The sequence below is a fragment of the Variovorax sp. Varisp85 genome (assembly GCF_047304045.1).
GTDB lineage: Bacteria > Pseudomonadota > Gammaproteobacteria > Burkholderiales > Burkholderiaceae_C > Variovorax.
Genome location: NZ_JBGLYN010000014.1, coordinates 1 through 26,469 on the forward strand (window position 1 = coordinate 1; position 26,469 = coordinate 26,469).

Genomic DNA, 26,469 nt, shown 5'->3' on the forward strand with positions numbered 1-26,469 from the left:
GGGTGGGCGGGCGCTATTCGCTGTGGTCGGCCATCGGCCTGCCGATTGCGCTGGCCGTCGGCGCCGACGGTTTCCGCCGCCTGCTGGCGGGCGCGCATGCGATGGACGAGCACTTCCGCACCGCGCCGCTGGAGCACAACCTGCCGGTGCGGCTGGGCCTGCTCGACGTCTGGTATCGCAACTTCCACAAGTTCACGAGCCGCAGCATCGCGCCGTACCACAGCGCACTCAAGCGCGTGCCGGCCTATCTGCAGCAGCTCGAGATGGAAAGCAACGGCAAGCAGGTCGATGCCAGCGGCAAGCCCGTGGACTTCGGCACCTCGCCCGTGCTCTGGGGCGAGCCCGGCACCAACGGCCAGCATGCCTACTTCCAGATGCTGCACCAGGGCACCGACGTGATTCCGCTCGAATTCGTGGCGGTGCGCGACGCGGCGCACGACCTTGAAGGCCATCACCCCAGGCTGCTGGCCAACGCGCTCGCGCAAGCGCAGGCGTTGATGGTCGGCAAGCTCGACGAGGGCGGCCACAAGAACTTCCCGGGCAACCGGCCAAGCACCTTCTTCGTGTTCGAGAAGCTCACGCCCGAATCGCTGGGCGCCTTCCTCGCGATGTACGAACACCGCGTGTTCACCAGTGGCGCGCTGTGGGGCATCAACAGTTTCGACCAGTGGGGCGTGGAGTTGGGCAAGGTGCTCGCGCGCGACATCGAGCCGCGCCTGGCCTCGGGCGACGTCGCGGGGCTCGATGCATCGACGGCAGGGCTGTTGAAGCGGCTCGGAAACTGAAGAATCCGGACCCGGATTCGTTGGGCGGCTTCTTGAAATAAGCCGTTTGTTTGCGTACGAATGGCCGAGTTTGCCGTTGGAAGATGCATCGATATGATCGGTCCGGGGAAATTTCCCTGGGACCCATCAAGAGGAGTCGATCAATGGATTTTCAAACAGCGGTCAAGACTTGTTTCAGCAAATACGCCGATTTCAACGGGCGCGCATCGCGCTCGGAATATTGGTGGTTCGTGCTGGCCGAGGTTATCGTGCTCATCGTTGCGAGCCTCATTCATCAGTTCGTGTACGTCATCGCGGCGCTGGGTTTCCTGCTGCCCGCGCTGGCCGTGGGCGCGCGCCGCCTGCACGACATCGGCAAGAGCGGCTGGCTCCAGTTGTTGATGCTCATCCCGATCGTCAACCTCGTGCTGATCTATTTCTACGTGCAGCCCTCCCAGCCCGAGACCAACCCGCACGGCGCACCGGCGAGCGCCTGAGCTTTGCAACGGCGCACGCAGCGCTGGATCGTCAGGGCCGCGCAAGCGGCCCTTTTTCCTGGCCGCTCGCCATGCGCACGCACAGGTCGAAGGCCTGCTGCAGGCCCTCGATGTTCGCGATGCCCCGGCCCGCGATGTCGAATGCACTGCCGCTGGCCGACGTGGCCACCGGCACAGGCAGGCCGCCATGCAGCGTCACGCCCTGCTCGAAGCCCATGAGCTTCATCGCGATCTGGCCCTGGTCGTGGTACATCGACACCACCGCATCGACGTCGCCGCGGCGCGCACCGATGAACACCGTGTCGGGCGAGAACGGGCCGCGTGCGTCGAAGCCCTCGGCGCGCAGCCGCTCGACGGCGGGCGCGATGATCTCGATTTCCTCCATGCCGATGGAGCCGCCGTCGCCCGCGTGCGGGTTGAGCCCCGTCACCGCGATGCGCGGTTCCGCCACGCCCGCGCGGCGCAGCGCGGCGGCGATGATCTTCACAGCGTCGCTCACGCCCTGCACGGTGATGTGGCTCGCCACGTCCTTCAGTGGAATGTGCGAGGTCACGCGCGAGGTCCACAGCGAACCGGTGAGGTTGAACTCGCAGACGAAGCCCGTCACCGCGAAGCGCTCCTGCATGTAGCGCAGCTCGTCCTCGTGCACGAGGCCGCCCAGGCGCAGCGAATGCTTGTTGAGCGGCGCGAAAAGGATGCCCTCGGCCTGGCCGCGGCGCACCGCCAGCGTGGCCAGTTCCAGCGCCTCGAACGAAGCCCGGCCGGACTGTTCGTTCGACTCGCCGGGCACCGGCTCCTGTCCCTTCATCCAGTCGCGCGCGAGCAGGCTGGGCCGGCCGTCCTCGAAATGCAGCTCGTCGAGGCTCGCGACCTGCAGCGGGGCCAGCTTCAGGCCCGCCACGCGTTCGCCAGCGGCCAGCACCACCGGATCGGCGATCAGCAGCACGCGCGCGGCGTCCAGGTTGCGCTGGCGCGCCAGCAGCTTCACGGCCATTTCGGGGCCGACGCCGCCGGGGTCGCCGAGCAGCACGGCGATGCGGGGCTTGGCGGAGATCACGCTCGGCGTCTTGGGTGGGGTGGGCATGGTGTCGGTTGGATGCGGTTGAAGAAAAAGGGGAACAAGGACCGGCTCATTCGGCCTTGATGTTGGCGTCGCGCACGAGCTGGCCGTAGTGGTCGAACTCCTGCCTGTTCATCGCCGCGAAGGGTTCGCCGGTCAGTGTTCCAGGCTCGCCGCCCAGTGCCTTGATGCGGCTCTGCACATCGGCCAGCTTCAGCGTGCGCACGAGTTCGGCGCTCAGCCGCTCGATCGCGGGGCGGGGCGTGCCGGCCGTCACGTAGAGGCCGTACCAGGTGGACACGTCGGCACCCTTGATGCCCTGCTCGGCCAGCGTGGGCACGTCGGGCAGCTCGGGCGAGCGCTGCGGCGCGCTCACGGCCAGCGCGCGGAACTTGCCGGCCCTGATCTGGCCCATGGCCGAGGAGGTGCTGTCGAACATCATGTCGACCTCTCCCGAGATGATGTCGACGTGCGCCTGCGAACTGCCCTTGTAGGGCACATGGATCGACTTCATGCCGGTGGCCAGGTTGAAGGCCTCGCCGCCCACGTGCTGGGTGCTGCCGATGCCGGACGACGCGTACTTGAAGCCGCCGGGTTTCATTGCCATCGCCGTCACAAGGTCCCTCACCGACCTGTACGGCGAGTTCGCGGACACCACCAGCACGTTGGGCATCACGGCCACCAGACCCACGGGCTGCAGGTCTTTCAGCGGGTCGTACTTGAGCTTGAGGATGTGCGGCGCCACTGCCTGCGCCGTGTTGGTGGCCAGCAGCAGCGTGGCGCCATCGGCCGGCGCGCGGGCCGTGAGTTCGCCGGCAATGGTGTTGGAGGCGCCGGGCCGGTTCTCGACCACCACGGGCTGCTTGAGCGCTGGCGACAGCTTGTCGGCCAGCACGCGCGCAAGGATGTCGGTACCGCCTCCGGGCGAGGCGCCCACCATGATGCGCAGGGGCTTGTCGGGGTAGGCGGACTGGGCGCCGGCCGACGCCGCGACCAGCAGCGCGGCGGCCAGGCCTGCCGCGCGGGCCAGGGAGTAAAGCTTCATCGGGTCGTCTCCTGCTTGTTGTGGGGACCGAGCGTACGGAGCTTCGCCATCCCGATCCAATCGAAAAAGCCCGAAGCTTCATATACTTTTGTGCATGAACTCCGGCTCGACCGATGCCTCGCTGATGCTCCACGTTCGGCCGCGCCAGTTGCTGCTGCTGGCCCGGCTCGATGCCCACCGCCATCTCGGCCGCGCGGCCGAGGCCATGAACATCAGCCAGCCCGCGGCCACCAAGCTGCTGCAGCAGCTTGAAGACTCGCTCGGTGAAAAGCTCTTCGAGCGGTTGGCGCGGGGCATGGAGCCCACGCCCTACGGCGAGATCCTGATCCGCTATGCCCGCCGCGTGCTCAGCGACTTCGGCACTGCGCGCGAGGAGATGCTGGCCCTGCGCTCGGGCCTGAGCGGCGCCTTGCGCGTGGGCAGCGTACCGGGCGCCGTGCCCGAGCTGCTGGCGCCGGCGCTGGTGGAGTACCACCGCCGCCATCCGCAGGTGGCCGTGTCGGTGGTGGTCGAGACCAGCGACGTGATCCAGGCGCAGCTGGAGCAGGGCGATGTCGACCTCGTGCTGGGCCGGCTCACCGACGGCCACGACGAGGCGAAGTACGCGAGCGTGCCGCTGCTGGGCGAATCGCAGGTGGTGGTGGTGCGCATCGCGCACCCGGTGTTCGATCGCCCCACGGTCACGCTGGCCGAGATGGCGAACTGGTCCTGGGTGCTGCAGCCGCCGGGCTCGCCGCAGCGCGGGCGCTTCGAGGCGGCGATGCGCGAGGCGGGCATCCAGGCCCGGCTCGACATCATCGAAACGGCATCGCCCATTGCCATCACCGCCTTGCTGGAAAGCTCCGACATGGCGGCTGTGATGCCTGCCTCGCAGGCCAGCCACTACGCCCGGCTGGGCGTGCTTCGCACCGTTCCGGTGGAACTGCCGGTGCGCGTGCCGCCGATTTGCCTCATCACCCGCGAGGACCGTGCGCTTTCGCCGGCCGCCGCCCAGTTCCGGCGCCAGTTGCTGGGCGGCGGCTGAAGCCTTTGGGTTGCCGTTTTACATGCTGTCTTGCGTGAACTAGGGAATTCACTAGCCAACTGGTGCATGAAAGTACTGGTATCGACTGCGGAAGTACCAAAACCGCAAGCGCGTTTCTCCAGAATCCGACCACGGCGACCCGACAAACAAGAGGGCGTCGCTCACCTCTAGGAGACAACATGAAGCGTTTTCTGAAAGCGGGCCTCGTCCTCGCACTCATCGGCACGGGCGCCGTGTCCCAGGCTGCCACCGAACTCGTGATCGCGACCGTGAACAACGGCCACATGATCGAGATGCAGAAGCTCACCCCCTTCTTCGAAAAAGCCAACCCCGACATCAAGCTCAAGTGGGTCACGCTGGAAGAGGGCACGCTGCGCCAGCGCGTGACCACCGACATCGCCACCAAGGGCGGCCAGTTCGACGTGATGACCATCGGCCTGTACGAAACCCCGATCTGGTCGAAGAAGGGCTGGCTCAAGCCCATCGTCACCGACGCCGCCTATGACGTGGACGACCTGCTGCCCGCCATCCGCAACGGCCTGTCGAACGACGGCAAGCTCTACGCCGCGCCCTTCTACGGCGAGAGCTCGATGCTCATGTACCGCAAGGACCTGGCGGACAAGGTCGGCGTCAAGTTCTCCGACCAGCCGACCTGGGCGCAGGTGAAGGAGTTCGCCGACAAGGCCAACGACCCGAAGGCCGGTGTGTACGGCATGTGCCTGCGCGGCAAGCCGGGCTGGGGCGACAACATGGCCTTCCTGACCACGCTGGTGAACACCCACGGCGGCCAGTGGTTCGACATGCAATGGAAGCCGCAGATCGACACCAAGCCCTGGAAGGACGCGATCACCTTCTACGTCGACATGATGAAGAAGGATGGCCCCCCGGGCGCCTCGGCCAACAGCTTCAACGAGAACCTCGCGCTGTTCAACGAAGGCAAGTGCGCCGCGTGGGTCGACGCGACCATCGCGGCCTCGTTCATCAGCGACCCGAAGCAGTCGAAGGTGGCCGACAAGGTGGCATTCGCGCAGGCGCCGACCGCCGTCACGCCGAAGGGTGCCAACTGGCTCTGGTCGTGGAACCTCGCCATTCCGGCAAGCTCGACCAAGGACGAGGCCGCGCAGAAGTTCATCAAGTGGGCCACTTCTAAGGACTACGTCAACCTCGTGGCCAAGGAAACCGGCTGGGCCTCGGTGCCGACCGGCACGCGCAAGTCGACCTACGCGAACCCCGAGTTCCAGAAGGTTGCGAAGTTCGCCGAAGCCGAGAAGAAGGCCATCGACACGGCCAATCTCACCGACAGCACGCTGCCCAAGTCGCCATACGTCGGCGTCCAGTACGTGGCCATTCCCGAGTTCCAGGCCATCGGCGTGGCGGTGGGCCAGCAGATGAGCGCGGCGCTGTCGGGCAAGGTGACGGTCGACCAGGCCTTGAAGACCTCGCAGACGGCGGCCGAGCGCGAGATGAAGAAGGCCGGGTACTACAAGTAAGTCTTCGGGCTTGCTCCCTCCTCCGCTGGGGGAGGGTAGGGGTGGGGGCTCGCGGCGCACGTTCGGTGCCGCGCCTGATCAGGCAGCCCCCATCCCCGCCTTCCCCCAGAGGGGGAAGGAGCCAGAGACAACAAGAAGGGACTGCCCATGAAACGACTCCTGCCCCGCGCCCTCATGGCGCCCGCCGTGCTCACGCTCTTCGCCTGGATGATCGTGCCGCTCGTGATGACGCTGTACTTCTCGCTGGTGAACTACAACCTCATGCAGCCCGGCGAGCACACCTTCGCGGGCATCGAGAACTTTCACTACTTCGTCACCGACCCCGACTTCTGGCCGGCCACGTGGAACACGCTGCTGCTGATCGGCAGCGTGATCGTCATCACGGTGGTGCTGGGCGTGCTGCTCGCGCTGCTGGTGAACGAGCCCTTCCCTGGGCGCGGCATCGTGCGGGTGCTGCTGATCTCGCCGTTCTTCGTCATGCCCGCGGTCAACGCGCTGCTGTGGAAGCACATGATGATGAACCCCATCTACGGCGTGCTGGCCGACGTGTGGCGCGCCTTCGGCGCCCAGCCGGTCGACTGGCTCACCGACGTGCCGCTGCTCTCCGTGATCATCATGGTGGCCTGGCAGTGGCTGCCGTTCGCCTGCCTGATCTTCATCACCTCGCTGCAGTCGCTGGACCGCGAGCAGATGGAGGCCGCGCGCATGGACGGCGCGAGCGCGGTGCAGCGCTTCTTCTATCTCACCATTCCGCACCTCGGCCGCCCGATGGCGGTGGTGATCATGATCGAGATGATCTTCCTGCTCAGCGTGTTCGCCGAGATCGCCATCACCACGAACGGCGGCCCGGGCAACGAGAGCACGAACATGACCTACATGATCTTCAAGCAGTCGCTCATGAACTTCGACGTGGGCGTGGCCTCGGCGGGCGCTCTGTTCGCGGTGGTGCTGGCCAACATCGTGGCCGTGTTCCTGATCCGCATCATCGGCAAGAACCTGGACTGAGGAGCCGCGAGCCATGCAACAGATACAAGCTCCCAGCAACTTCCTGCCGCAGCTGCTGCGCACCGTGGGTGCGTGGGCCGTCGCGCTGCTGCTGTTCTTCCCGCTCGGCTGGCTGTTCCTCACGGCCTTCAAGACGGAGCTGCAGGCGATCCATGTACCGCCGCTCTTCGTCTTCGAGCCCACGCTCGACAACTTCGGCGAGGTGCAGCGCCGCAGCGACTACCTGCTGTATGCGCGCAACTCGCTCATCACCAGCCTGGGCTCGACCATCCTCGGCCTGTTGATCGCCGCGCCGGCCGCGTACTCGATGGCCTTCTTCCGCACGAAGAAGACGCGCGACATCCTGATGTGGATGCTCTCCACCAAGATGATGCCGGCCGTCGGCGCGCTGGTGCCAATCTACGTGATCGCGCAGACCGCGGGCATGCTGGATTCGCTCACCGCGCTGACCATCGTGTTCACGCTGTCGAACCTGCCGATCATGGTGTGGATGCTCTACAGCGCCTACAAGGACATTCCGAACGAGATCCTCGAAGCTGCGCGCATGGATGGCGCCAGCCTGTGGACCGAGTTCCGACACGTCGTGATGCCGCTGTCGGTGGGCGGCCTCGCATCGACCGGCCTGCTGTGCCTGGTGCTGAGCTGGAACGAGGCCTTCTGGGCGCTCAACCTCACCTCCGCCAAGGCCGGCACGCTGGCCACGCTCATCGCGTCGTACTCCAGCCCCGAGGGCCTGTTCTGGGCCAAGTTGTCGGCGGCTTCGCTGATGGCCATCGCGCCCATCGTGGTGTTCGGCTGGTTCAGCCAGAAGCAACTGGTGCAAGGCCTGACCTTCGGCGCCGTCAAGTAAAGAAAGGGAGACATCTCATGGCCTACCTGCAACTCAAAGACATCAAGAAGAGCTTTGGTGAAGTCAACATCATCAAGGGCGTCAACCTCGAAATCCAGAAGGGTGAGTTCATCGTCTTCGTGGGGCCATCGGGCTGTGGCAAGTCGACGCTGCTGCGGCTGATCGCGGGGCTCGAGCCCATCACCAGCGGCAACCTGCTGCTCGACGGCAAGGACATCACCTGGACACCCTCGGGCAAGCGAGACCTGGCGATGGTGTTCCAGAGCTATGCGCTTTATCCGCACATGAGCGTGTACGACAACATGTCCTTCGCGCTCAAGCTCGCGGGCGTGGGCAAGAGCGAGATCAGGACCAAGGTCGAATATGCGGCCAAGACGCTCAACCTCACGCAGTACCTCGACCGCACGCCGAAGGACCTGTCGGGCGGCCAGCGCCAGCGCGTGGCCATCGGCCGCGCCATCGTGCGCGCGCCCAAGGTGTTCCTGTTCGACGAGCCGCTGTCGAACCTCGATGCGGCGCTGCGCGGCAACACCCGCGTCGAGATCCACAAGCTGCACCGCGCGCTCGGCGCCACCACCATCTACGTGACGCACGACCAGGTCGAAGCCATGACGCTGGCCGACCGCGTGGTGGTGCTCAAGGACGGGCTGATCGAGCAGGTCGGCACGCCGCTCGAACTGTATGACCACCCGGCCAACCAGTTCGTCGCGCAGTTCATCGGCATGCCGTCGATGAACATGGTGGCGGCGAATGCGATTCCCAGCTTCTCGGCCGCCACCGGCGGCAAGCTGCCGGCCGACGGCTTCCTGGGCGTGCGCCCCGAAGGCCTGCGCGTGCATCCGAAGCAGGGCGCGCCGGTGTCGGATGTGCAGGGCCGCGTCGAGCTGGTCGAAGCCCTCGGCGCCGACACGCTGATCCACGTCGACGTGGGCGGCGTGCCGCTGATCGCACGCCAGAACGAGCGCACGCCGCTGCACGCCGGCGACGACGTGGCGGTCGAGCTCGATCCGTCGGTGCTCCATTTGTTCAACCGTGAAGGCCGTTCGGTCTCCGCCTGATTTCTTCCGGAACATTCCCGTGACCCTCGCAGCAGCGCCTCTCGACGCGCCAACTCCACCGGCTCCTTCGGAGTCCATGGTGCTTCACCTTGGACTCGGCTCGTTCCATCGGGCCCACCAGGCCGTCTATTTGCAACGGCTGATCGATGCGGGTGACACCCGCTGGTCGCTCTCGGGCGCCAACATCCGGCCCGACATGGCCGAGCTCGTCGCCGCACTGCAGGCGCAGGGCGGCCGCTACACGCTCGAAACCGTGTCGCCGGCCGGCGAGTACCGCTACGAACAGATCGAAGCCATCCGCGAAGTGCTGCCGTGGGAGCCTTCGCTGGCCGCGGTGGTCGCGCGCGGCGCGGCACCGTCCACGCGCATCATTTCGTTCACCGTGACCGAGGCCGGCTACTACCTCGATACCAAGGGCCGGCTGGACCTGTCGTTCGGCGATCTCGCGGCCGACATCGAGCGCGCGCGGCGCGGCGAGGCGGGTGGCGAGGGCGTGACCATCTATGGCGCCGTCTGCGCGATCCTGCGCGCGCGCAAGGCCGCGCAAGCGGGCGCGGTGACGCTGCTCAACTGCGACAACCTGCGCCACAACGGCGATCGCTTCCGTGCCGGGCTGCTCGAATTCATCGAGCGCGCGGGCGATGGCGATTTGCTGGCTTGGGTGCAAGCGAACACCACCTGCCCGAACGCGATGGTCGACCGCATCACGCCGCGCCCGCCGCCCGAGCTGCGCGCGCGCGTGAAGGCCGCGACCGGCCGCGACGATGCGGCAGCCATCACGGGCGAGAGCTTCATCCAGTGGGTGATCGAGGACAACTTCGCGGCCGGGCGCCCCAACTGGGGCCGCGTGGGCGTGGAGCTGGTCGAATCGGTGCAGCCTTACGAAGAGGCCAAGATCCGCATCCTCAACGCCACGCACAGCTGCATCGCCTGGGCGGGCACGCTGGCAGGGCTGAACTTCATCCACGAAGGCACGCACGACGCGGCCATCCGCCGGATGGCGTTCGACTACGTCACCGACGACGTGATCCCGTGCCTCAGCCCGAGCCCGATCGACCTGGCGGCCTACCGCGACGTGGTGCTCGACCGCTTCGGCAACCCCGCGATCCGCGACACCAACCAGCGCGTGGCGGCCGACGGTTTCTCGAAGATCCCGGGCTTCATCGCGCCCACAGTGCGCGAGCGGCTCGCCGCGGGGCAGCCGATCGACAGCGTCGCGGTGCTGCCCGCGCTGTTCCTGGCCTTCCTGCAGCGCTGGCATCGCGGCGCGCTGCCTTATGCCTACCAGGACCAGGGCATGGACGAGGCCGCGGCGCACGCGATCTGCGACGCCGCCGATCCGGTGCTCGCGCTGTGTTCGGACGCGGGACTGTGGGGCACCGCCGCGGGCGATGCACGGCTGGTCGACGCCGTGCGCGCAGCGAGCGGGCGCGTGGCAAATTTCCTGAACTCTGGAGCAATGATATGAGCGAACGTTTGAAGAACCGCCATGTGCTGCTGACCGGCGCCGGTGGCGGCATCGGTCTGGCCGTGGCCGAGGCCTGCATTGCCGAGGGCGCGCGCTGCAGCGTGGTCGACCGCGCTGCAGGGGCGCCCGAGGCCGTGCGGGCGCTGCAGCAGCGCCACCCCGACAAGCTGGCCTACATCGCGGCCGACGTGACCGACACACAGGCCATCTCGCACATGCTGGCCGAGGCGCAGGTCGCTTTCGGTCCGATTCACACGCTGTTCAACAACGCTGCCGTGTTCGACCTGGCGCCGCTGCTCGACAGTGACGAGGCTTCGTTCGACCGGCTGTTCGCGGTCAACGTGAAGGGCATGTTCTTCGTGATGCAGGCCGTGCTGCGCCACATGGTCGAAGCGGGCACGCAGGGCGCGTCGGTCATCAACATGGCCTCGCAGGCCGGGCGGCGCGGCGAGGCGCTGGTGTCGCACTACTGCGCCACCAAGGCCGCGGTCATCAGCTATACGCAGAGCGCCGCGCTGGCCATGGCGCCGCACGGCATCCGTGTCAACGGCATTGCACCCGGTGTGGTCGACACGCCGATGTGGGACCATGTCGACAGCCTGTTCGCCAAGGCCGAAGGGCTGCCGCCCGGCGAGAAGAAGCGCCGCGTGGGCCTGGAGGTGCCGCTCGGCCGCATGGGCGTGCCGGCCGACATCGCGGGCGCGGCCGTGTTTCTTGCCAGCGACGAGGCGCGCTACATCACGGCGCAGACCTTGAATGTCGATGGCGGCAATGTCATGAGCTGATGATTCTCTGCATGCTTGCAAAAATGCGATGAACGAAGACTTCCATCTGTACCTCGACAGTGCCGACCTGTCTGAACTGCAGGCCTGCCTGCCGCACCCGGTGGTGCATGGCGTGACGACCAACCCGACCTTGCTCAAGCGTGCGGGCATTGGCCGCGGCGAAGTGCCTGGTTTGCTGAAACGCTGCATCGAACTGGGCGCACGGCAGGTGCAGGCGCAGGTGTATTCGAGCGACGTCGACGGCATGCTCGAAGACGCCGCGGCCTTGCTCTCGCACTTCGACCGGGGCCAGCTGGTCGTCAAGATTCCCGCCACGCGCCAGGGCCTCGATGCCGGCGCGCGGCTCATCGCGCAAGGCGTGCCCGTCACGTGGACGGCCGTGTATGCGCCCGAGCAGGCGCACTTCGCGGCGCAACTGGGCGCGGCCTATGCGGCGCCGTACCTCGGGCGGCTCGAGGACGCCGGTGTCGACGGGCTGGCGCTGATCGCGCAGATGCAGTCACTGGTCGCGCAGCGTCCTTCGTCCGGCACGCGCCTGCTGGTGGCGAGCATCCGTTCGCGCGCGGCCTACCTTGCCCTGCTGGGGCTCGGCGTGGGAGCCATCACCATCCCGCCGCGCCTCTTTGCCGAGCTGCTCGACCATCCCGCCACGCTCGCCGCCGAACGCGGCTTTTTGGCGGATGCCCGCGCACTGCCCTGATCGAGAATCCAGTCACCATGCGCATAGCACTCACGGGCGAAGCCCTCATCGATTTCACCGCCAACGAGGCGGGCACCCTGGCGTTCCTGGGCCACGAGGGCGGCTCGCCGCTCAACACGGCCGTGGCCTGCGCGCGCCTCGGCCAGCCCACCGGCTTTCTCACGCAGCTGTCGACCGACCTGTTCGGCGAACGGCTGATGCGTTTTCTCGAACGCAACGGCGTGGACACCCGCCTCATCCTGCGCAGCAACGCGCCCTCGACGCTGGCCTTCGTCGAGCGCACGCCGCAGACCAACCGCTACGCCTTCTACACCCGTGGCAGCGCCGACGCGACCTGGGCGCCCGAGCCGCTGCCGCAGTTGCCGGCGGACTGCCGCTTCCTGCATTTCGGCTCGATCTCGTTGCTGCAGGAGCCGGCGGCCACGCGCATTGCCGAGCTGGTCACGGCCAACGCGGGCCGCCGCGTGATCGTGTTCGATCCGAACGTGCGGCCCAGCCTCATTCCCGACATGGCCGCCTACCGCGAGCGCATGACGGACTGGCTGGCCATGGCCGACCTGGTCAAGCTCAGCGACGAAGATGCCGAACTGCTGGCCCCCGGCCGGCCGGTCGATGCACTGGCGGCGGATTGCCTGCAGGCCGGCGCGCACGCCGTGGTTGTCACGCGCGGCGGCGCGGGCGCCACGCTCTGGCGCACGGGGCACGCGCCGCTCGCCGTGGCGGCGCCCCGCGTCAAGGTGGTCGACACCATCGGCGCGGGCGACACCTTCACGGCCGGGCTCTCGGTGGCGCTGCTCGCGCACGGCGTCGAGCACCCGGCCCAGCTCGGCGAGCTGGGCGACGACGCCTGGCGCGAGGTGATGCGCTTCGCCGCCACGGCCGCCGCCCTCAACTGCACCCGCGAAGGCGCCGATCCACCCACGCTCGAAGCGGTTCACGCCGCGCTGGCGCAGGAAGACAATGGGGCCGTCGCTTCCCGGTCCTGACCCGTGCTGCCATGACAACGTCCACACGCAAACGCTCGATTCCCCGTCAGCGCCAACCCGAGCTGGAGCGCGATATTGCGCGCTCCCCGTCGCTGGGCTACGAGGCCCCCGAAACCGGCCTGGTGCGCTGCCTGGCGCACGGCTTCCCGAGCCCGCTGGTGCGATGGCATTTCCATGAAGACTACGAGCTGCACCTGATCACCGAGACCTCGGGCAAGGCCTTCATAGGAGACTGGATCGGGCCGTTCCAGCCCGGACACCTCGTGCTCTGCGGGCCCCGGCTGCCGCACAACTGGATTTCGCTCGACGTGCCCGAAGGCGGCGCCGCTGGGCGCGACCGGGTGATCCAGTTCCGCCACGAGCCGATCGAGCACGCCGCGGCCGAGATTCCCGAGCTGCGCGAAGTGATGCAGCTGCTCGAACGTGCGCGGCACGGCATCGAGTTCTTCGGCATGTCGCAGCAGGCGCAGACGCACTGGGACAACATCAAGGCCGCGCGCGGCGTGCGCCGGCTCGGACGGTTCCTCGAGTTCATGGCCGACCTCGCGCAATGCACCGACTACCGGCTGCTGTCGAGCGTGCAGATGCAGGGCGCCCAGGGCATCGAGGGCGATGCGCAGGTCGACCAGATCAACGACATCGTCAACCGCATCACCAGCAACATGGCGGAGTCGATCTCGATGTCGGACGTGGCGGCCGAACTGGGTATGAGCGAGAGCCGCTTCAGCCGCTTCTTCCGGCGCTCCACCGGCAACAGCTTCACCGACTTCGTCAACCGCGTGCGTATCAACAGCGCCTGCCACCTGCTGATGCAGACCGATCACTACGTGACCGACATCTGCTACCAGGTTGGCTTCAACAATGTGGCGAATTTCAATCGACGTTTTCTTGAGATCAAGGGAATGACGCCGAGCGAATTCCGAAAGCAGGCAGACACCCGCTTCGGCGGCGGCATCTCTTCCTAGACAAAGCCAGGGGGTCCATCTTGTACCTGGGACTCGACCTCGGCACGTCCGAGCTCAAGGCGCTGCTGCTCGCCGACGACCACCGCATCGTCGGCGTGGCCCGCGCGCCGCTCGCGGTCGAACGGCCGCGGCCGCTGTGGTCGGAGCAGGCGCCGCAGCAGTGGTGGCATGCGCTCGAGGAGGTGATGCGTGCGCTCGGCAAGTCGCATCCCGAGGAACTCGCGGCGGTGCGCGCCATCGGCCTGTCGGGACAGATGCACGGTGCCACGCTGCTCGATGCGGCGGGCGAGGTGCTGCGCCCTGCGATTCTCTGGAACGACGGCCGCAGCGGTGCGCAGTGCGAGGCGCTTGCGCGCGCCGTGCCGAGGCTCGGCGAGATCGCGGGCAACCTCGCGATGCCGGGGTTCACCGCGCCCAAGCTGTTGTGGGTGCGCGAGCACGAGCCTGAAATCTTCGGCCGTGTGGCGCGCGTGCTGCTGCCCAAGGACTGGCTGCGCTTCATGCTCAGCGGCGAGGCGGTCAGCGAGATGTCCGATGCGGCGGGCACGCTGTGGCTCGATGTGGGTGCGCGCGACTGGTCCGACGAACTGCTGGCGGCCACAGGCCTCACGCGCGCGCACATGCCGCGGCTGGTCGAAGGCAGCGAGATGTCGGCGCAGCTCAAACCCGAACTGGCGGCGCGCTGGGGCGTGGGCAGCGCCAGCGTGGTGATCGCCGGCGGTGCCGGCGACAACGCGGCCAGCGCCGTCGGCATGGGCCTCGTCGAGCCGGGGCAGGGATTCGTGTCACTCGGCACCTCGGGCGTCGTGTTCGTCTCGACCGACCGCTTCCTGCCGAACCCCGCGCAGGCGATGCACGCCTTTTGCCATGCGCTGCCGGGGCGGTGGCACCAGATGTCGGTGATGCTCTCGGCTGCGAGCGCGGTGAGTTGGGCCGCAAAGACTTTCAGGTTCGCGGACGAGGCCGCGCTGCTCGAAGCGGCGGCGTCCGTCCCGCTGGCACAGCGCGAGGGCTGCCCGCTGTTCCTGCCGTACCTCTCCGGCGAGCGCTCGCCGCACAACAACCCCAACGCGCAGGGCGTGCTGTTCGGCCTCACGCACGCACACGGGCCAGCGGAAATCGCGTACGCCGTGGTCGAGGGCGTGAGCTTCGGCCTGCGCGACGGCTTCGATACCCTGCGGCTGCCGGCCGGGATGCCGCTGCGCGACGTGGCGCTGGTGGGCGGCGGTGCGCGCAGCGTGTGGTGGGGGCAGCTGCTGGCCGACATCTTCGGCGTGCCGCTCACGCTCTATGCGGGCGGCGAGACGGGTGGCGCACTAGGTGCGGCGCGGCTGGCGTGGTTGGCGGATGGGGGCTCGGTGGCCGAGGTTTGCACGCTGCCGCCTGTGAAGCAGAAGCTGGTTGCCTCGACCGAAGTAGCCAATGTCCACAGGACGAGGCATGCGCGCTTCCAGGCGCTCTACAAGGCGGTGCAGGCGCAATTCCAGTAGCAGAGCGATCACGACCGCCCATGAAAAAAGCCCGGCGCAAGCCGGGCTTCTTTCATTTCGCGAGACACCGCGGATCCGGCTCTGCCGGTCCGCAGGTGTCGCCCCCGGTAGGGGGTAGGCGTAGCGGACACGAAGTGCCGCGCAGCCTGGGGGCGAGCCAATTACATGCCCATGCCGCCCATGCCACCCATGCCGCCCATGTCGGGCATGCCACCGCCGGCTGCGCCTTCGTCCTTGGGTGCGTCAGCAACCATGGCTTCGGTCGTCAGCAGCAGCGAGGACACCGAAGCGGCGTTCTGCAGTGCGGTGCGCGTGACCTTCGTCGGGTCCAGGATGCCCAGCTCGAGCATGTCGCCGTACGTGTCGTTCGCAGCGTTGAAGCCGTAGTTGCCCTTGCCGGCCAACACAGCGTTCACCACCACCGAGGCTTCGCCGCCGGCGTTGTTCACGATTTCGCGCAGGGGTGCTTCGATGGCCTTGAGCACCAGCTTGACGCCGGCGTCCTGGTCGGCGTTGTCGCCCTTGATCGAGTCGCCCACGGCTTGCTTGGCACGCAGCAGAGCCACGCCGCCGCCAGCCACAACGCCTTCTTCCACTGCAGCGCGGGTAGCGTGCAGGGCGTCTTCGACGCGAGCCTTCTTTTCCTTCATTTCGACTTCGGTGGCGGCGCCAACCTTGATCACGGCAACACCGCCGGCCAGCTTGGCCACGCGCTCTTGCAGCTTTTCACGGTCGTAGTCGCTCGTGGCTTCTTCGATCTGCACGCGCACTTGCTTCACGCGGGCTTCGATGTCGCCAGCGGCGCCAGCGCCGTCGATGATGATCGTGTTTTCCTTGCCCACTTCGATGCGCTTGGCTTGACCCAGGTCGGCCAGCGTCACCTTTTCGAGCGTCAGGCCCACTTCCTCAGCGATGACCTTGCCGCCCGTCAGGATGGCGATGTCTTCCAGCATGGCCTTGCGGCGGTCGCCGAAGCCAGGTGCCTTCACAGCCACGACCTTCAGGATGCCGCGGATCGTGTTCACGACCAGCGTAGCCAGGGCTTCGCCCTCGACTTCTTCGGCAATGATCAGCAGCGGACGGCCAGCCTTGGCGACTTGTTCCAGCGTGGGGAGCAGGTCGCGGATGTTGCTGATCTTCTTGTCGAACAGCAGCACGAAGGGGTTGTCCAACAGCGCCGATTGCTTCTCGGGGTTGTTGATGAAGTAGGGCGACAGGTAGCCGCGGTCGAACTGCATGCCTTCGACGACGTCGAGTTCGCTGTCCAGCGACTTGCCGTCTTCCACGGTGATCACGCCTTCCTTGCCGACCTTGTCCATCGCGTCAGCGATGAGCTTGCCGATGGTTTCGTCGCTGTTGGCCGAGATCGAGCCGACTTGAGCGATTTCCTTCGACGTGGTGGTGGGCTTGGAAGCCTTCTTCAGCTCGGCGACCAGGGCCGTCACGGCCTTGTCGATGCCGCGCTTCAGGTCCATCGGGTTCATGCCGGCAGCCACCAGCTTGAAACCTTCGCGAACGATGGCTTGTGCCAGCACGGTCGCGGTGGTGGTGCCGTCACCGGCGTTGTCCGAAGTCTTGGAAGCCACTTCCTTCACGAGCTGCGCGCCCATGTTCTGGAGCTTGTCCTTGAGTTCGATTTCCTTGGCGACCGACACACCGTCCTTGGTGACGGTGGGGGCGCCGAACGAGCGCTCGAGCACCACGTTGCGGCCCTTGGGGCCCAGGGTCACCTTGACTGCGTTGGCCAGGATGTTCACACCCTCGACCATGCGTGCGCGGGCTTCACCGCCGAAGACTACGTCTTTTGCTGCCATGTTTGTTTACTCCGAATGGGATATTTGAATTACTTCTCGACGACCGCGAACAGGTCGTCTTCCTTCATGACCAGCAGTTCGTCGCCGCCGACCTTGACGGTCTGGCCGCTGTACTTGCCGAACAGGACGCGGTCGCCGACCTTGACAGTCAGTGCGGCCAGCTCGCCCTTGTCGTTGCGCTTGCCCGGGCCCACGGCCAGGACTTCACCCTGATCGGGCTTTTCAGCGGCTGCGTCGGGGATGACGATGCCGGAGGCGGTCTTGGTTTCGCTGTCAACACGCTTGACGATCACGCGATCGGCCAAAGGACGAAGTTTCATTGCATCTCCTGGATGTATGGATAAGAAACGGATTTGTGGTCGGGTGCCGGACCGGAGGCCGGCAGCCCATCGACTGGAAGCGAGGCTGTTAGCACTCATCAGCAGCGAGTGCTAATCATAAGGGCAATCGGCGGGCTTTCAAGGGGATGGGGGCTGCAGCGGGGTTGTCGGTTGTCGAGTTCGGGCGGCGGCATCGCGACGATCCGGCGTTTCTCGCGTTAATCGGACGGCTCCAGTTCGCCAGCCCCGAAGCTGCTGCAACACCGTTGGAATGAGCACCGGATGGGCCACAAGACGCCGTGATGCGGAAGGGCCGTGCTCTGCATTTCACTTGGCGCGCCGGGAAGTTTGGGCCGCCAAGGTTCTCTGGCGTTCCGCAGCCGCCTACAACTGGTCCGTAGGCACAAACCACGAGAACAGCAGCAGCTGCAGCCGCGTCAGCATGCTCGAATCCGGTTCGCTGTCGAGCACCTCGTTGTGGACGTCGCCGGTGCCGATCCACTGGACGTTCTGGCCGTCGGGCTTGAGCACCACGCGGTAGACGCCCTCGATGTCGTCGAGCTCGTAGGCGAAAAGCAGCGCCTGTGTCAGGTCGAAGCTTCGCACGGCTATGCCGAATTCGGTGTTCAGCCGGGCGGAACGCGGGTCGAGGTTCATGGAGCCGAGCAGCACCCACTGGCGGTCGACCAGTGCCAGCTTGGCATGCAGGCGGCCGCGGGCCTTCTTGAGCAGGTCGCGGAACTGGCCGCTGCGCCGCAGCTGCCGGGTGCTGACTTCGTACAGGTTCACGCCCAGCTTGAGCATGTCGACGCGGTAGCGGTTGTAGTTGATGTTGACCAGCGGCTCGTCGCTGTCGGCCAGCGAATTGGTGATGACGGTGATGTTCACACCGTGCTCACGCCCCATGCGGATGCGTTCCATGCCCTCGTCGCCTGGAATGAAGTAGGGCGAGATCACCACCACGTTCGACCTGGCCGTGGCCAGCATCTCGTGGAAGCGCTGTGCCAGCGGCTCCATGGGTTGCGCCATGACGCCCAGCGCCTTGTTGGGACTGTCGGCGGAGGCGTGGGCCTCGGCGCGCATCCACTTGGCCTCGTCGATTCGGGCAAGCTGGGCGCCCAGCGGCGGGTCGCCGAGCAGGTCGGTGGGAGGCAGCGGGTCGGGCGGCGGTGCGTGGGCCGGGGAGGTTGCTTCCTCGAAATCGGCTTTCAGCGCCTGCGGCGTGCTGCTGGTGCCGGCCACCCGCTGCAGGGGGTAGACCACGTCGCTGTTCCAGTAGGTGTCGAAGATGGCGGCTGACTCGGGGACCACCGGGCCGGCCAGCAGCAGCTCGAAATCGATGAAGTTCGCGCTCTCGCTGCGCAGGAAATACTCGTCGGCCAGGTTGCGGCCGCCCGCGATGGCCATGGCGCCGTCGGCCACGAACAGCTTGTTGTGCATGCGGTGGTTGAGGCGCCGGAAGTCGGTGAAGAACTCCAGCCACCGCCCCGACGAGTGGTCGCGCGCGTTCACGAACGGGTTGAACAGCCGGATCTCGGCATTGGGCTCGGCGGCGAGGCCGAGCAGCAGGCGGTCCATGCCGGCCGTGTAGAAGTCGTCGAGCAGCAGCCGCACACGCACGCCGCGCCGGGCGGCATTGCGCATTTCGCGCAGCAGCAGGCGGCCGGTCTTGTCGTTGCCAAGCTGGTAAGTCTGGATGTCGAGCGACGATTTCGCGCGCCGCATCAGCTCCAGCCGTGCGTCGAGCGCAAAAGAGGCCTCGATCAGCGGCCGCATGCTGCTCAGGCCGTCGGGCGGGGAGTCGAGGCTGACGGCGGCGCGGCCGAGCTCGGTGGCGGGCGAGGCCGCAATCGCCAGGGTGGGCGGTTCAGGCGTGCGCGGCGGGAGCCCCGCGCAGCCGGCCAGCGCAATGGCAGCCGCGAGGACCATCAGCCGCAGAGCCGGACCGCTCAGTGCGGGAAACAGAAAGGCGATGAGCTTGAGCATGAGGGCTTGCCAACGCACGGGAAGCGTGCGGGCGGCATGGTAGCCGGTTCGCCCTGGACCCGCAGACGCAATTTCGCAACGTAACACCCTTCATCGGAGCGGTGATTGGGGGAGGCACAAAGAAGTTACGCAATAAAATGCGAATCATTCTTAATAATATTTGTAATGAGGCCGGGATGAAGAGGTTGGAGGCGCGGCGCAAGGCTGCATCGGTGCTGATAGGGTGTCTGGCGATCTGCACACAGCGCGAGGTGCTGGCCCAGGCGACGAATGCGGGCTCGCTGCCGGAAGTACGGGTCGACGCGAATGCCGAAACCGAGACGGCGACCACGCCGGTGATCGGCTACCGCGCGAAAAATGCGGTCACCGCCACCAAGACCGACACGCCGCTGTCTGAAACGCCTCAGTCCGTGACCGTGATCACGCGCGACCAGATGGTCGACCAGGGCGCGGCCAATGTACAGGACGCGCTCAACTACGCGGCCGGCGTACGTTCCGATGCCTACGGACTCGATTCCCGCACCGACTCCGTGCGGGTGCGCGGCGCCTATCCCGACGTCTACCTCGACGGCCTGCGCCAGGCCTACGGCTACTACACCAGCACCACCCGCACCGAGCCCTACACGCTGGAGCGCCTCGAAGTGCTGCGCGGCCCCTCGGGCATGCTGTTCGGCGCCGGCACGGCCGCCGGCGTGGTCAACATGGTCAGCAAGCGGCCGCTGCAGGAGGCCCAGCGCGAAGTGGGCGTGCAGTTTGGCAGCTTCGGCCGCAAGCAGATCCAGGCCGACCTCACCGGCCCGCTGAACGCCGACGGCTCACTGTCGTACCGCCTGATCGCGCTGCAGCGCAAGTCCGGCACGCAGGTCGACCACGTGCCCGACGACCGCAGCGTGATTGCGCCCTCGCTGACCTGGCGGCCCAATGTCATGACCTCGCTGACGCTGCAGGGCCTCTGGCAGAAGGACAAGAGCGGCAGCAGCTCGCAGTTCCTGCCGTGGGAGGGCACCTTGCTGCCGAACCCGAACGGACGCCTGCCGAGCAGCCGCTTCATCGGCGAGCCGGGCGACTACTACGACAGCGAGCGCAAGACCTTCGGCTGGCAGTTCGAGCACAAGTTCGACGACAGCTGGACCTTCCGCCAGAACTTCCGCTACGCGCGCAACGAAAACGACAACCGCTACCACTACGGCAGTTCGTTCAGCGGATTCGACAGCTGGTCCACCGACCCGGTCTTCAAGCGCGTGCTCGGCCGCTACTACGACAGCCAACTGACCCGCAATCGCACGCAGACGCTCGACAACCACGTCGAGGGCCGCTTCCAGACCGGCGCGCTGAAGCACACGCTGCTCGTGGGCGCGGACTTCGCGCGCCAGCGCGAGAACGTCTGGGGCGGCACCACCTTCGACACCATCGACGTCTACGCGCCGGTCTACGGCCATCTCGACGAGCCCGTGCGCGATGCGAGGCCGCGCACCCGCCAGCGACAGACGGGCGTCTACCTGCAGGACCAGGTCAGGCTCGACAACTGGATCTTCGTGGCGGGCCTGCGGCAAGACAGGGCCGTGTCCAGTGCCGCGGGAAGCAACGAGGAAAAGAGCAGCGCCACCACCAAGCGCTTCGGGCTGATGTACGCCTCGCCGTCGGGATGGTCGCCGTACCTGAGCTACAGCGAGTCGTTCACGCCGCAGTCGCCGCGCGAAGGCCGCATTTTCACGCCGTTGCGCGGCGAGCAGTGGGAAGCCGGCGTCAAGTACGAGCCCAGGGACCGCGCCCTGGCGTTCAGCGCAGCGGTGTACGACCTGCGCGAGAAGAACCAGATCGTCGAGGAGCAGCCGAACGTGTTCTCGCAGCGCGGCCTGACGAAGACGAAGGGCGTGGAACTCGAGGCCAAGGGCTCGGCCGGCCCGAACCTCGACCTGATCGCCCACTACAACTACGCCGATGCCGATGCGCAGATCGAAGGCCTGCCCAAACACCAGGCCAGTTTCTGGGCGAAGTACAGGTTTTCCATCGGCGGCGTGAACGGTTTTTCGGCCGGCGCCGGCGTGCGCCTGATGAGTTCGTTTCGCGACACGCAGTTCGGCACCGGTCCGCGCGTGCCGGGCATCGCGCTGGCCGACCTCGTGTTCGCCTACGAGGCCGACCGCTGGCGCTATGCGCTCAACATCAACAACGTGACCGACAAGATCTACTTCAGCACCTGCCTGTCGCGCGGCGACTGCTGGTATGGCTCGCGCCGCAACATCGTCGCGAGCGCGACCTATCGCTTCTAGAACACGACCTTCAGGAACAGCCCCCACATGAACAGCCGAAAAATCAAGACCTGGGCCTGGGTGCACAAGTGGAGCAGCCTCGTGTGCACGGTGTTCATGCTGCTGCTGTGCATCACGGGCCTGCCGCTGATCTTCCATCACGAGATCGGCCATCTGCTGGGCACCGAGGTCGAGGCGCCGAAGATGCCCGCGGGCGCGCCGCGCGTGAGTCTCGACCGCGTGCTCGACATCGCGAAGTCGAAGCACCCCGGCCGCGTGGTGCAGTTCGTCTCACAGCCCGAGGATGACGACGGCCTGTGGTTCGTCACGCTCACGCCCACGCCGCAAGCCACGGAGGACTTCAAGTCGGTTGCGATCGACGCGCGCACGGGCGAGGTGCTCGCGCAGCCGAAGTTCGACGAGGGCTTCATGTACGTGATGTTCAAGCTGCACGTCGACCTCTTCGCGGGATTGGCGGGCAAGCTCTTCCTCGGCTTCATGGGCCTGCTGCTGCTGGTGGCCATCGTCTCGGGCGTGGTGCTGTATTCACCCTTCATGCGCAAGTTCGACTTCGGCACGGTGCGGCGCGAGAAGCGCCCGCGCCTGAAGTGGCTCGACCTGCACAACCTGCTTGGCATCGTCACGCTGGTGTGGCTGTTCGTGGTGGGCTCCACGGGCATGATCAACACCTGGGCCGACCTGCTCATCAAGTACTGGCAGCACGACCAGCTCAGTTCGCTGCTCGCGCCCTACAAGAACGAACCCATCGTGGCGGTGAACGAGCGTGCCTCGGTGCAGCGCTCGATGGACGCCGCGATGCAGAAGACGCCCGGCATGAAGCTGTCGTTCATTGCCTTCCCCGGCACATCGTTCTCGAGCCCGCACCACACGACCTTCTTCGTGCGTGGCAACGAGCCCTTCACATCGAAGCTGTTCCAGCCGGTGCTGGTCGATGCCAAGACAGCGGAGGTGACTGCGGTGCCGAAGCTGCCCTGGTACCTCACGGCGCTGCTGGTGTCGCAGCCGCTGCACTTCGGCGACTACGGCGGCATGCCGATGCAGATCATCTGGGCGCTGCTCGACATAGCGACCATCATCGTGCTGGGCAGCGGGTTGTACCTGTGGCTCAAGCGGGGCAACCCCGTGCCCGCGTCCCCGAGGGCCGCGGCGCATGAAGCGCGCGTCTCCGGCGGCACTGCACAACCCGAGCCGGCATCGGCCATGAAGGTGCAGGCATGACGCAGCACCGGAGCTTCTGGCGCATGTGGGGCTGGCCGACGGTGCTGGGCCTGCTGACGACCTTCGGGCTGATCTCGGCGCTTTTCAGCGACGGCGGGCTGGGCGACGTCCTGGCCTGGATCACGCTGGGCATCCCGGTCGTGGTGGGCGCCTGGCATGCCTGGCGCAAGGCGCCGGCCCGCTAGTTTTCCCTGAGAGTCGCGCCACCGCGACATGCGCGGCCGGCATGCCGAAGCAGAATCGGCGCGATGAAACTTGCGCCCGTCGCCGCCGCCTGCCTTCTCTTGCTGGGTGTCCCGCTGGCCGCGCAGGCCCAGCAGGAGCCGCCGGCCGATCCAGGCGCCAGCGGTGCGCGCCTGCGCGAGATCACCGTCTCCACGCCGCGCGGCGAGGTTGCGCCCTTCAACGTGCCCGGCTCGGTCGACCGCGTAGACGGCGACGAGGTGCGCGACAGCCGCCTGCAGGTCAACCTCTCCGAAAGCCTGGGCGCGGTGCCGGGGCTGCAGGTGCAGAACCGGCTGAACTACGCGCAGGACCTGCAGCTGTCCATCCGCGGCTTCGGTGCGCGCTCGACCTTCGGCGTGCGCGGCGTGCGGCTCTATGTCGATGGCATTCCTGCGACCTTGCCCGATGGACAGGGGCAGACCTCGAACATCGACATCGGCTCGCTGGACCGCGTCGAGATCCTGCGCGGGCCGTTCTCCGCGCTGTACGGCAACTCCTCGGGCGGTGTGCTGCAGGCGTTCACCGCCTCGGGCGAGGGGCCGCCACGGCTGTCGTACTCGCTCGCGGGCGGCAGCTTCGGCACCTGGCGGCAGTCGCTGCAGCTCAGCGGGTCGCAGGGCGCGGTCGATTACCTGCTCGGCGCGAGCCGCTTCCATACCGACGGCTGGCGCGAGCACAGCGCCGCGCGGCGCGACATCGAAAACGGCAAGCTCGGCATCGCGCTCGACAACGGCGACAGGCTCACGCTGGTCTTCAACAGCGTGCGCGTCGACGCGCAGGACCCGTTGGGCCTCACGGCCGACCAGTACGCGCTGGCGCCGCGCAACGCGCCGCTGGCCACGCAGTACGACACCCGCAAGACGGTCGAGCAGATACAGGCCGGCCTGCTGTACGAGCGTCGCATCAACGCAGAGCAGGGGCTGCGCCTGATGGTCTACGGCGGCGAGCGAAAGACCACGCAGTACCAATCGATTCCGGTGTCGGCGCAGCAGAACCCGTTGCACGCGGGCGGCGTGATCGACCTGTCGCGGCAGTACGGCGGTGTCGACATTCGCTGGAATGCTGCGTTGACCCTGGCCGATCGGCCCTTCGACGTGGTGGCCGGCCTGGGCTACGACAGCCTGCGCGAAAAGCGCCGCGGCTACGAGAACTACCTCGGCCGCGTCGCGGCGCCCGTGCTGGGCGTGCAGGGCCGTCTGCGGCGCAACGAGCTCAACGACGTCTGGAACCTCGATCCCTACGCGCAAGCGACCTGGCGCTTCGCCGAGCGCTGGACGCTCGAAGCCGGCGTGCGCCGCAGCAGCGTGCACTTCAACTCGCAGGACCGCTACATCGTCGGCACGAACCGCGACGACAGCGGCAGTGCGCGCTACAGCAAGACCCTGCCGGTGGCCTCGCTGCGCTACCAGGCGACGCCCGACCTGGCCCTGTACGGCTCCATCGGCCGCGGCTTCGAGACGCCGACACTGAACGAACTTTCCTATCGGGCAAATGGCGCGAGCGGGCTCAACTTCGCGCTGCGGCCGGCGGTGAACGACAGCATCGAACTCGGCGCCAAGGCGCGGCTTGCCGGTGGCCTGCTGACGGCAGCGCTGTTCCAGACCCGCACGCGCGACGAGATCGTGACGGACACCAACGTCGGCGGCCGTGCCACCTTCCAGAACGCGGGGCGCACGAAGCGCAACGGCTTTGAGCTGGGCTGGCAGCATGAGACCGCGAACCACTGGCGCACGCAACTGGCCTACACGTGGCTGGACGCGACCTACCGCGACGCCTTCTGCTCGCCGTCACCGTGCGCGGCGGCCAACACCGTCGCCGCGGGCAACCGCATTCCCGGCATCGCGCGGCAGTCGCTGTTCGCATCGCTGGGCTGGGTGCCGCCCGAAGGCTGGCGCGCCGGCGTCGAGATGCGCGCGCTGGGGCGCATCCAGGCCAACGATGCCAACACCGCGAGCGCGCCGGGCTATGCCGTCGCGGCGGTGTATGCGGGCTACCTGAAGAAATGGGAGCGCTGGGAGTTCAATGCCTTCGCGCGTGTCGACAACCTGTTCGACCGGCGCTACGTGGGCTCGGTCATCGTCAACGAGGGCAATGCGCGCTATTACGAGCCCGCGCCGGGCCGCAACTGGACGGTGGGCCTGAGCGGCGCGTACCGCTTCTGACGACCCACCGCCGGTTCTTGTCGCTTACTTGAGGCCGGCTGCCGCGCGCAGTGCGGCGGCCTGCGTCGTCGCTTCCCAGGTGAACTCGGGCTCCTCGCGGCCGAAGTGGCCGTAGGCGGCGGTCTTCTGGTAGATCGGGCGCAGCAGGTCGAGCATCTGGATGATGCCCTTCGGACGCAGGTCGAAGAACTCGCGCACGAGTTCGGCGATCTTCTCGTCAGGAATCACGCCGGTGCCTTCGGTGTAGACCGTGATGTTCATCGGCTGCGCCACGCCGATGGCGTACGCCACCTGGATCTGGCACTGGCGCGCCAGGCCGGCGGCCACGATGTTCTTGGCCACGTAGCGTGCGGCATAGGCGGCCGAGCGGTCGACCTTCGACGGGTCCTTGCCCGAGAACGCGCCGCCGCCGTGCGGGCAGGCACCGCCGTAGGTGTCGACGATGATCTTGCGGCCCGTGAGGCCGCAGTCGCCCTGCGGGCCGCCGATGACGAAGCGGCCGGTCGGATTGATCAGGTAGCGCGTGTCCTTGAGCCATTCCTTCGGCAGCACGGGCTTGATGATCTCCTCGATGATGGCTTCGTTGAACGAGGCCTTCATCTTGGTGGGCGTTTCGCTCTGGTCTGGGCTGTGCTGCGTGGAGAGCACCACGGTGTCGATGCTGTGCGGCTTGCCGTCGACGTAGCGCATCGTGACCTGGCTCTTGGCGTCGGGGCGCAGGAAGGGCAGGCGGCCGTCCTTGCGCAGCTGTGCCTGGCGCTCGACGAGGCGGTGCGCGTAGTAGATGGGCGCGGGCATCAGCTCGGGCGTCTCGTCGCAGGCGTAGCCGAACATCAGGCCCTGGTCGCCGGCGCCGGTGTTCAGGTGGTCGTCGCTCGCGTGGTCCACGCCCTGGGCGATGTCGTTGGACTGCTTGTCGTAGCAGACCATCACCGCGCAGCCCTTGTAGTCGATGCCGTACTCGGTGTTGTCGTAGCCGATGCGCTTGATGGTGTCGCGCGCGACCTGGATGTAGTCGACGTGCGCGTTGGTCGTGATCTCGCCGGCGAGCACCACGAGGCCGGTGTTGGTCAGCGTCTCGGCGGCCACGCGGCTGCGCGGGTCCTGCTCGAAGATCGCGTCCAGGATCGCGTCGGAGATCTGGTCGGCGACCTTGTCGGGGTGGCCTTCGGAAACCGATTCGGAAGTGAAGAGGAAGTCGTTCGCCATTTTGTTCAAAGCTCCTTGAAGTGATTTGGCGCGTTGCCAACTCTGCGGAGCCCTGGCGAACGCTTTAGCAGATGT

At 67.0% G+C, this 26,469-nt stretch carries 22 protein-coding genes and 1 pseudogene; 17 read left to right on the forward strand and 6 right to left on the reverse strand.

Annotated elements, in window-relative coordinates:
- Positions 1–785 (forward strand): annotated as a pseudogene (locus ACCC97_RS07985) (glucose-6-phosphate isomerase); the annotation flags it as partial.
- 143 nt (positions 786–928) lie between these two features.
- Complete coding sequence (locus ACCC97_RS07990) at positions 929–1,261, forward strand: DUF805 domain-containing protein (protein ID WP_007834009.1); 333 nt, start codon at positions 929–931, stop codon at positions 1,259–1,261.
- A gap of 31 nt (positions 1,262–1,292) precedes the next feature.
- Here ACCC97_RS07990 and ACCC97_RS07995 read toward each other — a convergent pair whose 3' ends face one another.
- The gene (locus ACCC97_RS07995; RefSeq protein ID WP_413332217.1) at positions 1,293–2,345 is read right to left on the reverse strand and encodes a 4-hydroxythreonine-4-phosphate dehydrogenase PdxA; all 1,053 of its coding nucleotides are present in this window, start codon (positions 2,343–2,345) and stop codon (positions 1,293–1,295) included.
- Positions 2,346–2,391: 46 nt separating this feature from the next.
- Entirely contained in the window at positions 2,392–3,366 is a 975-nt protein-coding gene (locus ACCC97_RS08000) for a Bug family tripartite tricarboxylate transporter substrate binding protein (RefSeq protein WP_007834018.1), read from the reverse strand.
- Positions 3,367–3,460: 94 nt separating this feature from the next.
- Here ACCC97_RS08000 and ACCC97_RS08005 point away from each other — a divergent pair, with 94 nt between their 5' ends.
- The 11 genes from ACCC97_RS08005 (at position 3,461) to xylB (ending at position 15,187) form a co-directional block, all read left to right on the forward strand.
- Positions 3,461–4,390: a LysR family transcriptional regulator gene (locus tag ACCC97_RS08005; protein ID WP_007834019.1), complete on the forward strand. Its 930-nt coding sequence runs from the start codon at positions 3,461–3,463 to the stop codon at positions 4,388–4,390.
- Between the two features lie 179 nt (positions 4,391–4,569).
- Positions 4,570–5,880, forward strand: a complete 1,311-nt coding sequence (locus ACCC97_RS08010; protein WP_413332219.1) for an ABC transporter substrate-binding protein — start codon at positions 4,570–4,572, stop codon at positions 5,878–5,880.
- A gap of 147 nt (positions 5,881–6,027) precedes the next feature.
- Positions 6,028–6,885, forward strand: coding sequence for a carbohydrate ABC transporter permease (locus tag ACCC97_RS08015; RefSeq protein ID WP_007834021.1), 858 nt, complete (start codon positions 6,028–6,030; stop codon positions 6,883–6,885).
- Between the two features lie 13 nt (positions 6,886–6,898).
- The gene (locus tag ACCC97_RS08020; RefSeq protein ID WP_007834022.1) at positions 6,899–7,735 is read left to right on the forward strand and encodes a carbohydrate ABC transporter permease; all 837 of its coding nucleotides are present in this window, start codon (positions 6,899–6,901) and stop codon (positions 7,733–7,735) included.
- A 17-nt stretch (positions 7,736–7,752) separates the two neighbouring features.
- On the forward strand, positions 7,753–8,793 hold the full coding sequence (locus tag ACCC97_RS08025) for an ABC transporter ATP-binding protein (RefSeq protein ID WP_413332221.1): 1,041 nt from the start codon (positions 7,753–7,755) through the stop codon (positions 8,791–8,793).
- Positions 8,794–8,869: 76 nt separating this feature from the next.
- Positions 8,870–10,261 carry a D-arabinitol 4-dehydrogenase gene (dalD, locus tag ACCC97_RS08030; protein ID WP_413332284.1) on the forward strand — a complete coding sequence of 464 codons (1,392 nt, stop codon included), beginning with the start codon at positions 8,870–8,872 and terminating at the stop codon, positions 10,259–10,261.
- Positions 10,258–11,046, forward strand: a complete 789-nt coding sequence (locus ACCC97_RS08035; protein WP_413332223.1) for an L-iditol 2-dehydrogenase — start codon at positions 10,258–10,260, stop codon at positions 11,044–11,046. The genes dalD and ACCC97_RS08035 overlap by 4 nt, the downstream gene beginning before the upstream one ends.
- A 28-nt stretch (positions 11,047–11,074) precedes the next feature.
- Positions 11,075–11,746 (forward strand): transaldolase family protein, encoded by a 672-nt coding sequence (locus ACCC97_RS08040; protein ID WP_413332224.1) that lies wholly within the window; start codon positions 11,075–11,077, stop codon positions 11,744–11,746.
- Between the two features lie 17 nt (positions 11,747–11,763).
- A complete protein-coding gene (locus tag ACCC97_RS08045; protein ID WP_413332226.1) occupies positions 11,764–12,732 on the forward strand; it encodes a carbohydrate kinase family protein in 969 nt (322 codons plus the stop codon).
- An 11-nt stretch (positions 12,733–12,743) separates the two neighbouring features.
- Positions 12,744–13,697, forward strand: a complete 954-nt coding sequence (locus tag ACCC97_RS08050; protein ID WP_413332228.1) for an AraC family transcriptional regulator — start codon at positions 12,744–12,746, stop codon at positions 13,695–13,697.
- Positions 13,698–13,717: 20 nt separating this feature from the next.
- On the forward strand, positions 13,718–15,187 hold the full coding sequence (gene xylB / locus ACCC97_RS08055) for a xylulokinase (protein ID WP_413332230.1): 1,470 nt from the start codon (positions 13,718–13,720) through the stop codon (positions 15,185–15,187).
- A 161-nt stretch (positions 15,188–15,348) separates the two neighbouring features.
- On the opposite strand, the gene groL is transcribed toward xylB, so the two are convergent.
- The 3 genes from groL to ACCC97_RS08070 all read right to left on the reverse strand — a co-directional run bounded on the left by groL (position 15,349) and on the right by ACCC97_RS08070 (position 19,307).
- Positions 15,349–17,001: a chaperonin GroEL gene (groL, locus tag ACCC97_RS08060; RefSeq protein ID WP_007835158.1), complete on the reverse strand. Its 1,653-nt coding sequence runs from the start codon at positions 16,999–17,001 to the stop codon at positions 15,349–15,351.
- Between the two features lie 29 nt (positions 17,002–17,030).
- Positions 17,031–17,321, reverse strand: coding sequence for a co-chaperone GroES (locus ACCC97_RS08065; protein ID WP_007835162.1), 291 nt, complete (start codon positions 17,319–17,321; stop codon positions 17,031–17,033).
- A 384-nt stretch (positions 17,322–17,705) separates the two neighbouring features.
- Positions 17,706–19,307 carry a phospholipase D family protein gene (locus ACCC97_RS08070; RefSeq protein WP_007835163.1) on the reverse strand — a complete coding sequence of 534 codons (1,602 nt, stop codon included), beginning with the start codon at positions 19,305–19,307 and terminating at the stop codon, positions 17,706–17,708.
- Between the two features lie 176 nt (positions 19,308–19,483).
- On the opposite strand from ACCC97_RS08070, the gene ACCC97_RS08075 reads away from it, so the two are divergent.
- The 4 genes from ACCC97_RS08075 to ACCC97_RS08090 all read left to right on the forward strand — a co-directional run bounded on the left by ACCC97_RS08075 (position 19,484) and on the right by ACCC97_RS08090 (position 25,185).
- On the forward strand, positions 19,484–21,580 hold the full coding sequence (locus ACCC97_RS08075; RefSeq protein ID WP_413332233.1) for a TonB-dependent siderophore receptor: 2,097 nt from the start codon (positions 19,484–19,486) through the stop codon (positions 21,578–21,580).
- Positions 21,581–21,607: 27 nt separating this feature from the next.
- The gene (locus tag ACCC97_RS08080) at positions 21,608–22,798 is read left to right on the forward strand and encodes a PepSY-associated TM helix domain-containing protein (protein ID WP_413332235.1); all 1,191 of its coding nucleotides are present in this window, start codon (positions 21,608–21,610) and stop codon (positions 22,796–22,798) included.
- On the forward strand, positions 22,795–22,983 hold the full coding sequence (locus ACCC97_RS08085; RefSeq protein WP_042673654.1) for a hypothetical protein: 189 nt from the start codon (positions 22,795–22,797) through the stop codon (positions 22,981–22,983). Before ACCC97_RS08080 ends, ACCC97_RS08085 begins: the two co-directional genes overlap by 4 nt.
- 63 nt (positions 22,984–23,046) lie before the next feature.
- Positions 23,047–25,185 (forward strand): TonB-dependent receptor, encoded by a 2,139-nt coding sequence (locus tag ACCC97_RS08090; RefSeq protein ID WP_007835176.1) that lies wholly within the window; start codon positions 23,047–23,049, stop codon positions 25,183–25,185.
- 24 nt (positions 25,186–25,209) lie between these two features.
- On the opposite strand, the gene metK is transcribed toward ACCC97_RS08090, so the two are convergent.
- Positions 25,210–26,394, reverse strand: a complete 1,185-nt coding sequence (gene metK, locus ACCC97_RS08095; protein ID WP_413315214.1) for a methionine adenosyltransferase — start codon at positions 26,392–26,394, stop codon at positions 25,210–25,212.
- Positions 26,395–26,469: the final 75 nt, after the last annotated feature.